A 13892-nucleotide genomic window follows, 5' to 3' on the forward strand; every position below is an offset into this window, starting at 1 on the left:
GCATATTCACCCGGAGGAGCACACCATGACTGTCGACAAAGCCGATGCGCAGGGCGCACTGCAGACCCTGCTGGACAAGCAGGCGATTCGCGAACTGAAGTACCGCTACCTGAATGCCTGCGACGACAAATCACCCGAGCAGGTGACAGCCTGTTTCGCGCCCGGCCCGGTGAACATCAACTTCGGCCATATCGGGCAGTTCGCCAACCGCGAGGACTTTGTTGCGGTGTTTGTCGCCCTGGGCTGTCACGAGCACATCGTCGACATGCACCACGCGGAGAACATGCTGGTCGAGATTACCGGGGACGACACCGCGCGCGCGCGGGTGGGGCTGCGTTTCCACAGCATCAACACACAGGACAAGACTACCGTGCAACTCGGCGGTTTCTACGAGGATGAATACCGCCGCATTGACGGCGAGTGGCTGATCAGCGCCAGCACCTTCAACGTGCGCTCTGCCCTCATCACCGACTACACCAGTGGCAGCGACACCGTGGTGTGGGCGGCCAACCACATGCCGCCGCAGTCCGCCTGAGCATCATCCCGCCGGCAGGACCGCATCGAACAGCACCGGCAGTTCCCTGACGCCCCGCAACACCGCGCCCTGAGGTCCGGGCTGGGCCGGATCTGCCAGGCGCAACCCCGGCAGGCGGCCCAGCAGGGCGCCCAGCGAGACTTCGATCTCCGCGCGTGCCAGGTGTGAGCCCAGGCAGAAATGCGGTCCACCGCCAAAGGTGACGGACTTGTGGTGCGCGCCGCGGTCCAGCCGGAACGTATCGGCATCGGTAAACACGGCCGGGTCGCGGTTCGCCGTGGCGTTGCCGTAAAGAAGCGCCGAGTTGGCCGGTATGGTGACACCCGCCACGTTGATCTGCCGTTCCGTATAGCGCGGCTGCAGGCACACCGCTCCATACAACCGCAAACCCTCATCCACTGCGGCCGCGTGCAGGGCGGCGTCGGCCAGCAACGTCTCGCGCAAGGCGTCATCCCGCAACACCGCCCAGAGGAGGCTCCCCAATGACAGGTAGGTGGTATCCGCCCCGGCGGGAAAAATCAGCCGCACGAAGGAGAAAATCTCTTCATCCGTCAAGCGCTTGCCTTCCACCTCGGCGGCTGCCAGCAAGGAGAGCAGGTCGTCCTGCGGCTGCGCGCGGCGCTGCTGCACAATCGGCGCCAGGTAGGCCGTGATCGCCGCACGGGCCTCCAGCGCAAGTGAAGGGTTCCACGGAAACTGGAACAGACCGTCAAGCCACTGGTGCAGCTCGGGCTCGTCTTCCACCGGAATGCCAAGCAAGCCAGTGATCACCTTGAACGGGTACCGGTGGGTGTAGGCGGACACCAGATCGACACCGGAACTACCCGCGAGACTGTCGATCAATTCATCCGCAAGCGGCCGCAGCAGCGTGTCTATGCGACGGCGGATGGCGCCGGGGTGAAAGGCACCCGAGACCAGCAATCGGTTCACCCGATGCTCATCCCCTTCCATACACAGCAGGGTTTTGCCCTGGGCGGGTTCCGAGTGCCGGCGATAGGCCGGCGCAGCCGGCACACCGGACTCATTGCGGTACAGTGCCGACACGTCCTCGTGGCGCAGAATAATCCAGGCTGTCGCGCCGAGGTAATTGACGGGTACCACGCGCCGCCCGGCATCACGCAGGGCAGCCATGCGCTGGTGAAAGTCGGGCAGTGGGTCAGTCGCGAAATCAATCTCCGGAAAAACCCGTGCAATGGCTGACTGTGTGTCGGTGCGCATACTGTTATTCTCCCTGGAGGCGGCAGCCAGCTATCATGCGCCGGTCAGAACGGAATGTCGTCATCGCTGTAACCCGGATCACCGGCCTGCTGGGGAAACCCGGCGGATTCAGCGACGGGCGGCGGCGCTGATGCATGGGCACCTGCGGCGCTGATCTTCCAGCCCTGCAGGTTGTTGAAATACCGCCCGTTGTACTCCCGGCCGCGGATGTCAAACGTCACCGTGACTTCCTGGCCGGGCTGCAATCCCTCAAGCAGGCCGATCTTGTCCTGCACAAACTCCAGGCTGATGTCCTGAGGGTATTTGCCGTCCTCCACCGTCACCACCATTTCGCGCTTGGTAAAGCCGCTGTTGAAGGTCTGGGGTTCCTGGATGAGCTTGATCTTGCCGGTGAGGTCGTAGGCCACGCGTGTGGATCTCCTTGTATCAGGTGGGTCACTCCGGTGCCACGCGCCCTGCCACGGCACACTCGGGCAGTCAGGGCGAGAACCGGAATGTAAACATGCCCAGTCTAGTGGGGCGCGGTCCGGATGTGTAGGGCAGGATTCGATTTGGTGGCTGGCTGCGCCGGCCGCTGCTGTTGCCGACGCCCGGTGTCACACTGGAAAAAGCAGCGATTTCAGTCGCTTGCGGTCTATCTTGCTGGTGCCGGACTGGGTGCGAGGAAAGGTGTCCAGCAATGCGAAGCGCACCTCACCCCACTGGGAGAACTCCTGCCCGACGTGGTCCAGCCGGTCGCGGCTGGGCAGCTCGGCAGCCTCCATGGCAATCACCACTTCCGGCTCACCCGATGCCGTGACACCTGCAAACAGGCACACGTAATTCACCTGCAGAACGTTCTGCAGGTTCGCCTCAATGGGCGCCACCGCGAGTTTCTGCCCGGCGAGGTTCACCACATCGGCAGTGCGGCCCAGAATGCGGAATGCGCCGTCTTCGCGCTGTATGGCCTGGTCACCCGGGTAGAAATAGCCCTCGCGGAACGCCGCGCGGGTGGCCTCCGGGTCATCCATGTAGCCACTGGCATCCAGCTCGGTCAGCTTGATGCGCAATCGACCCTCCTCGTTGACCGCACACAGCTGCCCCGATGCATTTTCCACTTCGACCACCCGGGCCCCGGTCGAGACCATCCAGCTGAGATCCGCCGGCAGGGCGTAGTCATGCCAGAGAACGCCGAGGCCCACTTCCGTGCAACCGTAGGAATTGAACACATCGAAGTGCTCACGCAAGATGCCGACGACCCTGGCTGATACGAAACCGCCGCTCATATAGAGAATCGGGCGGGCGCCCGTTTGGATCGCCATCTGCGCCAGACTCTCGCACTCGCTCAGCCGCAGGGCCATGTCCGGGAGCAGTGTTGCCCGCGTGACGCCGCTGCATACAAAGGGCTCTACCCAGTCACTGCGCTGATCCAGAATGGCCGTGCCGCCAACGTGCCACACCGAGGTGGGCGCCTTGTAGCCGTTACCCGTCCACAGGCCAAAGCCCAATGCGTGGTACCGCGTGCTGCTGTCATAGCCCTGGAAATCACAGCGCTCCCTGTCTGATTCGCGTTGCACGCGCGCGGGCACCAAGACCTTCTTGTATTTGCCTGATGTTCCCGAGGTGAAGAGGATATGCCCACAGTCATCGACGTCCTCCGCCAGCGGCGGGGTTCCGAAAGCGAGCGCGTCGTCAAATACGGGTTTGCCCAGGGTCAACACGGGAGCCAGCTCACAGGGCTCCACCGTGTCCGTGTTTTCGCCACACACCACAACGCCCAGCAGAGGCCTGATCTCCAGCGACGCCAGCACCTCCAGCGACGCAACACAGATCGTCGTATACCCTCGCGCCTGCAGCGCCAGAGTCGCCACCCAACAGTCGGCCAGGTTGTGCACCATCACCGCAACCGTCCCCCTGGGCTGCGGTAGGGCAGCAGCGACCTCACCGGCCGCCCGGGCAATGGCTCCGGCAAACGCGTGATAGGAAATCGCGTGGTCGTTGTAAATGATGGCCGGTGCAGACGGTGTACGTGCGGCGAAATCGAAGATGTATTGCGCGATAAACATAAAACGTTTCGAGATTAAGCAACATCCTTTCTGTAAATTCGGCTATCCCTCGACCGCCGTTTAGTCGCTGAAGGTGACGTACCGCTTCTCAGCGGTCTGCCAGTCCTCAGCAATTTCCATCAGTACCGCCGACACCAGTCGCAGGCAAGATGCCTCGTTGGGGAACAGCCGGGCCACACGGGTTCGCCGGCGGATTTCCTCATTCAATCGCTCTACCAGGTTCGTGGTCCGCAGCCTGCGCCGATGGGCGGGCGGTAGGCTGAACACGGTGAAGCCCTGCGGCAGTGCCTCCTCGGCCCAGTTCGCCAGCTTCGGCGCCGTCTTCTGGTAGCGCTCCACAAACATTTCCAACAGGCGCTCGGCTTCATGCTGATCTGGGGCGTTGAAGATCGCCCGGATATCCGCTGCAAGAGGTGAACGCATTGCCACTGAAGGTACATACTGCCCCGCGTTCTGTTGCAGATGGAACTGGCACCGTTGCCATGGCACGCTGGGGAACACCGCCCTGCGGGCCGCCTGGAGCCCCTCGTGGGCGTCGCTGGCAATCAACTCGACGCCATACAGCCCTCGGTCCTTCAACGAGCTCAGGAAGGCTCGCCAATGCACCTCCGCCTCGGACAGGGACACGGAGCAGCCAAGGATATCCCGCCGACCCTCGGCATCCACGCCACAGGCGATCAGCACGGCGGCATCGAGCACCTGGCCACCCTGGCGGACCTTCTCGTACTGGGCGTCCAGCACCACGTAGCGATAGCGTCCCAGGTCGCGCTCGCGCCACGCGGTCAACAACTCGTCCAGTTCAGCAGCGGCCCGTGATACCTGAGTGGAGCTGACGTCCATGCCGCACAGCTCCTCGACGATCCGCTTCACGCGGCGCGTGGAGACCCCTTGGACGTACATCTCCGCGATGGAGAGCAGCAACGCCCGCTCCGAACGCAATCCCTTCTCCAGGCTCTGGGGGTAGAACTCACAGTCCCGGGTCTGCGGCACCTTCAGCGGCAATTCCCCGAGTCTGGTCTTGACGGTCTTGCCCTTGAAGCCATTGGCGTAGCCACGGCGGTCGTCTGAGCGCTCGTAGGGCCTGGCCCCGAGGTATTCGCTGCGCTCCACCACCATCGCGGCGTTCATCAGCACGGTGACTGCCTCGGCAACCCCGTCGAATCCATTGTCCTTGAGCAGTTCCACTGCATCGTAAATCGCACTATCCTGTGATTGCTGAGCCATTCAGTTTTTTCCTCTAGATTTGTAAATCGCCAAATTCACAATCGAAAGGATAACCGGGTGGCTCAGCTCTTCAACGCCACCGGAAAATTACAGAAAGAATGGTGCACTACCTTACAAATTGAATTCACGCAAAAAAGAGACTTTTAACGGTAGTACTTTTTACGCTTTTCCAACCCAGTAACCACAAGGCCTACAGACAGGTTTGTGTCATGGAATTTCCGCCAAAGGCCTCCCAAAACGGAATTTGTACCTGAAGTTTGTACACACTTTCCGAGGTTACGCTGAACATCATTGAAAAGCAATAAACGAGAAAAAGACAAAAAGCCTTTAAATTCAGTACGTAGAGATGTGATTGTGGTGTGCAATGAAAGGTGATTTTAAGCGTTGAAAGGCTGGGCGGCATCAGGGTGGGAGATGATGGCGAATGTGCGCCGGTCGGCAATTGCCTTTGTCAAGTCTGCCATGCTGGAACCTGCCGGAAAAACGGGAGATTATACGCGCTTTGGCGACAACAGGCAGCGCCCCGGGGAACCGGTGACGCTGCCCGGAGTCAATAACCGCAACGTTTTTGCGGTATAATCAGCGGCGCGCAACCAGCAGGCCCTGCGCCCGGCAAACAGGACTTTTCATGAAACGTTTTTTCATCGCCGCACTGGCCGTCGCGGCCGCTGGCGCGTTGCTGTGGCCACGCCTGCAGCCGGCACCCGCTCCGACCGCGGGCGCACAGGCGCAACGCAGCGCCACCACAGTGCGCACCCAGCGCCTGGAACCGCAGACATTCGAGAGCCGGCTGTTCTTCAACGGCACGCTGGCCGCCGAGCAGTCGATCAACATCCGCAGCGAGCTGCGGGGCAAGGTTGAGAAAATCCTTTTTGAAGACGGTCAGACCGTGCGCGCCGGCGACCCCATCATCCTCATAGAATCTGCCGAGCTCAGCGCGGAGCTGCGCTCGCTGGAGGAGCAGCTGACTCTGGCCAGCACCCAGGCCGAGCGTCTGCAGAACCTGTTCGGCACCGGCGCCGTCACCGCCAGCGACCGGGATGACGCCATCAGTCGCCGCGAAGTGCTGCGCGCGGAGGTATCACGTCTGCGGGCACGGCTGGCCAAAAGCCGGATCGAGGCCCCCTTCGCGGGCACCCTCGGCCTGCGACATGTCAGCACCGGCGACCTCATCGAAGCGGACACGCTGATCACCACCTTGCAAACCGTTGCCGACCTGCACGTGGACTTCAGTGTACCGGAGCGCTACCGGCAGCGTCTGGTGCCCGGCACCACCCTGTCGCTTACCGTCAGCGGCCATGCCAAGCCCTTTCCCGCTGCAGTGCGTGCCATCGACTCGCGGGTGGACCCCGCAACGCGCACCCTGACGGTGCGCGCGGATGTGGATAATCCGGACGGCGTGCTCCTGCCCGGCAACTACGCCCGGGTAGAGCTGGTCACACGCAACGATGCGGCACTGGTGGTCCCCAGCATCGCGGTAATGCAGAACCTCGAGGCAGTCACCGTATTTACCGTGGAAAACGGCATCGCCGTCAGCCACGAGGTTGAAACCGGCTACCGCGACGCCAGGCGGGTGGAAATCCTCAGCGGGCTTGAGCCCGGCATGGAAGTCATTACCTCCGGCATCCAGTCGATCCGCAACGGGCAACCCGTGACGGTGCAACGCGCGCTGGACCTGAGCTGATGGCGCTGCACGAGATCAGTATCCGCCGCCCGGTGCTGGCGGCGGTCATGTCCATTGTGATCATCGTCTTTGGCCTGATTGGCCTGCGCGAGTTGGGCGTGCGCGAGTTCCCCATGGCGCAACGACCCATCATTTCCGTGCAGACCGCCTACCCGGGGGCCAACGCCAGCGTGGTCGAGAGCCAGATTACCGAGGCGCTGGAGGAAGAGCTCAATACGGTCGCCGGCATCCGCACCATGACCTCGATCAGCCGCGAGGGGCTGAGCACGGTCACCACGGAGTTCTCCCTCGGCGACGACCTGGATACCGCCGCCAACGATATCCGCGACCGGGTCGGCTCCGCCATGCGACGCCTGCCCAACGCGGCAGAGGCGCCCACGATCTACAAGGCCGATGCTGACGGCGATCCCATCATCTTCCTCAGTGTGCGCAGCCAGCAGCGCAACCTGATGGAACTCAGCGCGCTGGCGGACAACCTGTTCAAATCGCGCTTTGAAACCATCTCCGGGGTGGGACAGGTGGATATCTGGGGCTACAAGGAATACGCCATGCGCCTGTGGCTGGACCCGGATGCGCTGATCGCCCACGGGCTCACCGCCATCGATGTCCGCAATGCCCTGCAGGCCGCGAACGTGGAGCTGCCCACGGGTACCCTGGAAGGCGAAACCGTCGATATCAACATCCGCACCCTCAGCCGCCTTGGAGACGATCCCGAGGACTTCAACGATCGGGTCATTCGCCGCGAGGGCGACCGGCTGGTGCGCCTGCGGGATGTCGGCCGCGCCGAGATCGGTCCCCTGAACGAGCGCACCGTGCTGCGCCGGGATGGCATCACCAACGTCGGTGTTGTGCTGCGCCCGCAGAGCGGCGCCAATGAGATTGCAATCGCCGATGAGTTCTACCGGCGGTTGGCGATCATCGAGCGCGATCTGCCGGAGGATGTCGATGTTGCCGTGGGTTTCGACACCACGACGTTCATACGCGCCAGTATTCTGGAGGTCATGCAAACCCTGGGCATCGCTCTGCTGCTGGTGTGTGCGACGATTTTTGCGTTCCTGCGCGAGTGGCGCACCACCATCATCCCCCTGCTGACCATTCCCATTGCATTGACCGGCACGTTCTTCGTGCTGTACCTGGCCGGTTTTTCCATCAATGTACTAACGCTGCTGGGGATGGTCCTGGCTATCGGGCTGGTGGTCGATGACGCCATTGTGGTGGTGGAAAACATCTACAAACGTATTGAACAGGGCCAGAAACCGGCAGTCGCCGGCGCGGAGGGTGTGAAAGAGATCTTTTTTGCCGTTATCGCCACCACTCTGGCACTGGTCGCGGTGTTCGCGCCGCTGATTTTTCTCGGCGGTCTCACCGGTGTGCTGTTTCGCGAATTTGGCGTCACACTGGCGGCCGCCGTGGTCATCTCCTCCTTCGTCGCACTGACCCTGGCACCGATGCTCTGTGCGCGCTTTCTCAAGAATCGAGCACAGCACCCGGCCCTGTATCGGGCCACGGAGCCTTTCTTCGTTCGGCTCGCCGATCGCTATCGCGCCTCGCTGCGCGCTTTCCTGCGTCACCGCAGCTGGGCGGCGCTGATCCTGCTCGCCTGCCTGGGCCTGATCATCACCCTGTTCCGCAGCATGCCCCAGGAACTGGCACCCCTGGAGGACAGGAGCCAGCTCTTCGTCTCGGCGCGCGGCCCCGAAGGCGCAGGCTTCGACTACATGTCCGCGGCGATGCTTGATCTCGATGCGCTGATCGCCGAGGCCGGGGGCGACGCGGTCAAGGCTCGACTCACGGTCACCTCCCCGGGCTTCGGCTCTTCCACAACGGTCAACACCGGCTTCTCCCGCGTCGTCCTGAAAGCGCCGGAAGAGCGCGAGCTGACCCAGGCTCAGGTGGCCGCCAACCTCACCGCAGCGCTGGCCAGCTTCCCGCAACTGCAGGGCTTTGTACGCCAGTTCGATACCATCAACGTCGGCGGTCGCGGTCTGCCGGTACAGTTCGTGGTGCAGAATACCGACATCGAGAAGGTGCGCGAAGTCATCCCGAGGTTCCTCGAGCGCGCCCAGCAACACCCCGCGTTCAGCTACGTAGACGTCAACCTCAAATTCAACCAGCCGGAGCTGGTGCTGGAGATTGACCGTGACCGCGCCGAGGCCATCGGCGTGAACACCCGCGAGATCGCCGACATCGTGCAGGCCTCCTTCAGCGGCCAGCGTTTCGGTTATTTCCTCAAGGACGGTGAGCAGTACGAAATCATTGGCCAGATGGTACGTCAGGGGCGCGACGAGCCGGCCGACCTGTCTCGGCTTTCGGTGCGGGCTGCTGACGGCACCCTGGTTCCCCTGCCTAACCTGGTCAGCGTACGCGAGCAGAGCACGGCACCGGTGCTCTATCGCTTCAACCGCTTTACCGCCGCGACCTTCTCCGCCAACCTGGCGGAGGGGGTTGCACTGGAAAACGGCATTCGAGCCATGCGCGAGGTGGCCAGCGAGGTGCTTGACGAGAGCTACACCACCGAGCTGGCGGGGCAGTCCCGTGAATTTGCGGAAACCGGCAGCAGTCTGGTGTTCGTTTTCGTGCTGGCCCTGCTGTTGATCTATCTGGTGCTGGCTGCGCAGTTCGAGAGCTTCCGCGATCCCCTTGCCATCATGCTGACCGTGCCCATGGCACTCACGGGCGGCCTGATTACCCTGTGGTATTTCAACCAGACCCTGAACATCTTCTCGGAAATCGGGCTGATCATGCTTATCGGACTGGTCACCAAGAACGGCATTCTCATCGTGGAGTTTGCCAACCAGCGCCGTGCTGCGGGGCTGAGCATCAACGACGCGGTCGAGGAGGCGGCAGCGGCCCGCTTCAGGCCCATTCTGATGACCACCCTGTCGACCGTGCTCGGCACGCTGCCCATCGCGCTGGCACTCGGCGCGGGCTCGCAGAGCCGGGTGCCGCTGGGCCTGGCCGTGATCGGGGGAATGCTGCTCGGCTCACTGCTCTCGCTCTACGTTGTGCCGGCGGCCTATCGTCTGCTGGCCAAACGCACGCTGTCGAGCCCGGCCGAACCCGCGGAGCGTCAGCCGCGGCAAGTCTGATTCACGCTGTGGCGCGGAATACCGGCCGCGCTGCGACGCTTTGACGCTCCCGAGACGCGCTGCAGAGCGTTATACTCTGCGCGTGAACGTCGCAGACCGCCCCAAGCACTCCGCCTACAGCCCGTCGCTGGCCAACCTGCGCAGCCTGCTCGCCATTCGGGCCATCGCGCTCCTGGGGCAGGCCGGCGTACTCGCCTATGTGCTGCTGGTAAGCCGCACCACGCAAAGCCTGTGGGGCATGGCGGCCAGCCTCGTCCTGCTCGCGGTGATCACCGTCGCCAGCCTCTGGTGGAGCACCACGGCGCGAGACATCGGCAACCGCACCTTCTTTGCGCAGCTGATGGTCGACGTGGTTGGCTGGAGTGCACTGATGTACTACAGCGGTGGAGCCGACAATCCGTTCATCTCCTATTACATCGTACCGCTGGTGGTGGCGGCCGCCGTGCTGCCCTGGCGCTACACCTGGCTGGTTGCGGCTGCGTCGGTGGCCGCCTACAGCCTGCTGCTGTATTTCCGGGTGCCCTTTCCGCTGTTCTCCCCGCATGCCGCCATGGGCCACCAGCAGGGCAGCGTGCACAGCCTGGGCATGTGGTTCAATTTTCTTTTCAGCGCCGGCTTGATCACCTACTTCGTGGTGCGCATGGCAGCCGTGCTGAGGGAACAGGAAGCAGACGAAATGCGGCGCCGGGAGGACCGACTGCGACACGACCAGATTCTGGCAGTGGCCAGCCTCGCCGCAGGTACTGCACACGAGCTGGGCACGCCGCTGGGCACCATGACCCTGCTCGCAGAGGAGTTGCAACAGGACAGGTCGCTGGGGCAGCAGGCACGTGAGGATATCGCGCTGATGCAGCAGCAACTTCTGCAGTGCAGGAACATCCTGGCTGAGCTCAGCAATACTGCGGAAGTTTCTGCCGCAGGTACCCGCCAGCAGCGGCAGGCGGACCGGCTGGCGAGAAGCTGCGTGGAACACTGGGCGGCCAGGCGGCCACGCGTATCTTGCCAGCTGCGGGTGATCGGACAGGGGCCTGTCCCCCGGGTTGCCTATGATCAGACCCTGCCGCAGGCCCTGGAAAACCTGCTGAACAACGCCGCCGATACCGGTGCCGAGCAGGTCGAGGTCACGGTCGACTGGAATGCCGACACGGTCAGCATCGGCGTGCGGGACAACGGCCCCGGGGCTCCCGGAGATGTGCTCGCGGGCATGAGCGCAACGGCGCCGCCGGTGTCCGCGGCAGGCCCGGGCGCCAACGCGGCTGGCAGAACCCATGGCGGTCTGGGCATCGGGCTGCTGCTCGCACGGGCCACCGCCGAACGCCACGGGGGCCATGTCCGTCTGGAGAATCCCGCTGATGGAGGCTGCCTGGCCACCCTCACCATGCCCGCGGAGCCTGCAGGTGGATAGCCCTGCGCGCGTATTGCTGGTGGACGATGACCCCACGTTCACCGGCGTGCTGGCGCGCGGCCTCGAGCGTCGCGGCTTCACCTGCCGCGCCTGCGCGAGTGCCGAAGACGCACTGCGCTGCTGCCGTGAGTTTGCCCCCAGTCACATCCTGCTCGATCTCAACATGCCGGGGCGCTCCGGTCTGGCAGCGCTGCCGGACCTGCTCAACGAGGCCCCCGAAGCCCGCCTGGTGGTGCTCACCGGCTACTCGAGTATCGCCACCGCTGTAGAGGCCATCAAGCTTGGCGCCGTACAATATCTCTGCAAGCCGGCTACCGTGGATGAAATTCTCCTGGCCTTTCGCGGGGAGCAACCGGCACCGGAACACGCCACACATCCGCCCTCCCTGGACCGCATGGAGTGGGAGCATCTACAGCGTGTACTGAACGCCAACGATGGCAACATTTCTGCGACGGCCCGTGCACTGGGTATGCATCGCCGCACGCTGCAGCGGAAACTACAGAAACGCCCGGTACGTCGCTGAGCGCGATCGGCTAGCGGCCGTGGAGCAGGACACCTGTCCACTGGCCTCCGAGGCGGCCGTTCAGCGAACTCCGGGTGCGCTGGTAGCCGCCTCCAGCTGTTCGCGAAGCGCCTCGAGCAGCGCATCACCGACATCCTCCATTGCCGGCGCGCGCGCTTCCGGAAGGCACTGCACCATGGACGTCACCCGCAGGCCCTGGTGGCCGCAGGGATTGATGCGCAGGAAAGGCTCCAGATCGAGATCGACATTCAGCGCCAGGCCATGATAACTGCAGCCGCGGCGCACGCGCAGGCCGAGCGAGGCAATCTTGTCACCCTGCACATAGACCCCGGGGGCATCAGCGCGCGGCGCGCCTTCGATACCGTAAGCTGCAAGCACCTGGACGATGCCCTGCTCAATGAGGGTAACCAGTTGCCGGACGCCGAGACCGCGGCGCCGCAAATCCACCAGCAGATAGAGTACCCACTGGCCGGGTCCGTGGTAGGTCACCTGTCCGCCACGGTCGACCTGAATCACCGGAATGTCGCCAGGCGCCAGCACATGCTCCGCCTTGCCGGCCTGCCCCTGGGTGAAGACCCTGGGGTGTTGCAGCAGCCACAGTTCATCCGGTGTGGCGGCGTCACGGCTGTCGGTGAATGCTTTCATCGCCTCGAGCGTCGCCAGGTAGTCAGCAGCGCCCGGCAAGCGACGACAGAGTATGTCCATCGGACTAAATCACCATCTGCACCTGCCCGGTCGCCATCAGGTCCTGGTGCAGTGCGCGCAGCTGCTCCGGACCTGTCGCCGTGATGGTGATCGTCAATGAGGTAAACGTGCCTTTGCTGCTGCCTTTCACGACGATGGTCTCCTGGTCAAACCCGGGCGCATGACGCTCGAAGACGGTCACGATGAGGCTGCGGAAATCCTCCGAGCTGCGCCCCAGCACCTTGATCGGGTACTCACAGGGAAACTCGATTTTAGGCGGCTCCTGCGCTGTCATGGTGAACTCAGCCCTCGACGCTGAACAGCTGACTGAACCAGAGGCGGATACTGTCCCACACGCGGGCAAAGAACCCCGCCTGCTCAACAGATGCCAGCGCCACAACCGGTGCCTCAAACACAGTGTCATCGCCCTGGGTCAGGCGCACCGTACCCACCTGGTCACCGCGGGCAATGGGCGCCACGAGCGTGGTGTCCAGCTCGACCACCGTCTCCATTGCCTCGCGCTGTCCACGGGGCAGTGTGACCCGCGCAGCCTCCAGCACACCGACTGCGACGCTATCCTGCAACCCTTTCCAGACGCGCGGCTGCGCCAGTTCCTGCTCGGCGGTGAACAGCTCCACCGTCTCGAAGAATCGGAAGCCGTAGTTCAGCAGGCCCCGTGTCTCGTTTTTGCGCGCCGTTGGACTGCGCGTTCCCAGCACCACGGAAATCAGGCGCATGCCGTCACGTTCCGCCGAGGCTACCAGCCCGTATCCCGCTTCTTTCGTGTAGCCGGTCTTGATGCCATCCACCGAGGGATCCTCGCCGAGCAGGGAATTCCGGTTGTACTGGCGAATATTGTTGTAGGTGAACTCGCGCTTCTTGTAGAGCGAGTAGTGCTCCGGAAAATCATTGATCATGGCGGCGGACAGTTTGGCCAGGTCCCGCGCCGTCACCACTTGCCCTTCGGCAGGCAGCCCGTGGGAGTTCGCGAAATGCGAATTGGTCATGCCCAATGCCTTGGCATAACTGTTCATCATGTCGGCGAAAGCCTCCTCGCTGCCGGCGAGATGCTCCGCCACCGCCACCGTGGCGTCGTTGCCCGAAGATATGATGATGCCGTGCTCCAGGTCCCGAATGGACACGTCCTTGCCGGGTTCAATCCACATCAGCGAGGAACCATTGAATACCGGATTCTGCGACCATGCATTCCGGCTGACCGTCACCATATCGTCTGCCGATACACGACCGGACTCTATTTCACCGGCGAGCACATAAGCTGTCATCATCTTGACCAGGCTGGCGGGTGGGCGCGGCTCGTCGGCATTGCCCTCCGCCAGCACCGCACCAGTGTCGGCATCAATCAGCAAATAGGCCTCGGCCGCCACCTGCGGCGGCGCGGGCACGATGGCCGCCTGCGCAAAACCGGAAGCAAGAACAAGCAAAAGAGAACATACAAAACGCGTCATAACGTATCAGGCCTGAAAG

The 13892-nt window shown here is 63.2% G+C and carries 12 protein-coding genes; 5 read left to right on the top strand and 7 right to left on the bottom strand.

Translation table 11 applies throughout. The features are described 5' to 3' along the window. The first annotated feature begins 25 nt into the window (after positions 1-25). Positions 26-535 carry a nuclear transport factor 2 family protein gene (locus R3E49_RS00275; protein WP_371293225.1) on the top strand — a complete coding sequence of 170 codons (510 nt, stop codon included), beginning with the start codon at positions 26-28 and terminating at the stop codon, positions 533-535. Positions 536-538: 3 nt separating this feature from the next. Here R3E49_RS00275 and R3E49_RS00280 read toward each other — a convergent pair whose 3' ends face one another. From R3E49_RS00280 to R3E49_RS00295, 4 genes are all read right to left on the bottom strand, one after another. Next, on the bottom strand, positions 539-1753 hold the full coding sequence (locus R3E49_RS00280) for a cytochrome P450 (protein WP_371293226.1): 1215 nt from the start codon (positions 1751-1753) through the stop codon (positions 539-541). Between the two features lie 44 nt (positions 1754-1797). Further along, positions 1798-2160, bottom strand: coding sequence for a DUF3127 domain-containing protein (locus R3E49_RS00285; protein ID WP_371293227.1), 363 nt, complete (start codon positions 2158-2160; stop codon positions 1798-1800). A gap of 189 nt (positions 2161-2349) precedes the next feature. Then, a complete protein-coding gene (locus R3E49_RS00290) occupies positions 2350-3798 on the bottom strand; it encodes an AMP-binding protein (protein ID WP_371293228.1) in 1449 nt (482 codons plus the stop codon). A gap of 60 nt (positions 3799-3858) precedes the next feature. After that, on the bottom strand, positions 3859-5022 hold the full coding sequence (locus tag R3E49_RS00295; RefSeq protein WP_371293229.1) for an IS256 family transposase: 1164 nt from the start codon (positions 5020-5022) through the stop codon (positions 3859-3861). 628 nt (positions 5023-5650) lie between these two features. Between R3E49_RS00295 and R3E49_RS00300 the strand changes: the two genes are divergently transcribed. The 4 genes from R3E49_RS00300 (at position 5651) to R3E49_RS00315 (ending at position 11723) form a co-directional block, all read left to right on the top strand. After that, complete coding sequence (locus tag R3E49_RS00300; protein WP_371293230.1) at positions 5651-6706, top strand: efflux RND transporter periplasmic adaptor subunit; 1056 nt, start codon at positions 5651-5653, stop codon at positions 6704-6706. Continuing rightward, complete coding sequence (locus tag R3E49_RS00305; RefSeq protein ID WP_371293231.1) at positions 6706-9795, top strand: efflux RND transporter permease subunit; 3090 nt, start codon at positions 6706-6708, stop codon at positions 9793-9795. Before R3E49_RS00300 ends, R3E49_RS00305 begins: the two co-directional genes overlap by 1 nt. Positions 9796-9877: 82 nt before the next feature. Continuing rightward, a complete protein-coding gene (locus R3E49_RS00310) occupies positions 9878-11200 on the top strand; it encodes an ATP-binding protein (RefSeq protein ID WP_371293232.1) in 1323 nt (440 codons plus the stop codon). Continuing rightward, positions 11193-11723: a response regulator transcription factor gene (locus R3E49_RS00315; RefSeq protein WP_290742114.1), complete on the top strand. Its 531-nt coding sequence runs from the start codon at positions 11193-11195 to the stop codon at positions 11721-11723. Before R3E49_RS00310 ends, R3E49_RS00315 begins: the two co-directional genes overlap by 8 nt. A 60-nt stretch (positions 11724-11783) precedes the next feature. Here R3E49_RS00315 and lipB read toward each other — a convergent pair whose 3' ends face one another. Genes lipB through R3E49_RS00330 form a run of 3 tightly spaced genes read right to left on the bottom strand, consistent with a single transcriptional unit; the run spans position 11784 to position 13873 of the window. Further along, entirely contained in the window at positions 11784-12428 is a 645-nt protein-coding gene (gene lipB, locus R3E49_RS00320) for a lipoyl(octanoyl) transferase LipB (protein ID WP_371293233.1), read from the bottom strand. A 4-nt stretch (positions 12429-12432) separates the two neighbouring features. After that, on the bottom strand, positions 12433-12702 hold the full coding sequence (locus tag R3E49_RS00325; protein ID WP_371293234.1) for a YbeD family protein: 270 nt from the start codon (positions 12700-12702) through the stop codon (positions 12433-12435). A gap of 7 nt (positions 12703-12709) precedes the next feature. Beyond that, positions 12710-13873 carry a D-alanyl-D-alanine carboxypeptidase family protein gene (locus R3E49_RS00330; RefSeq protein ID WP_290742123.1) on the bottom strand — a complete coding sequence of 388 codons (1164 nt, stop codon included), beginning with the start codon at positions 13871-13873 and terminating at the stop codon, positions 12710-12712. Positions 13874-13892 lie beyond the last annotated feature (19 nt).

This window comes from Haliea sp., from assembly GCF_041395985.1.
Lineage (GTDB): Bacteria > Pseudomonadota > Gammaproteobacteria > Pseudomonadales > Halieaceae > Haliea.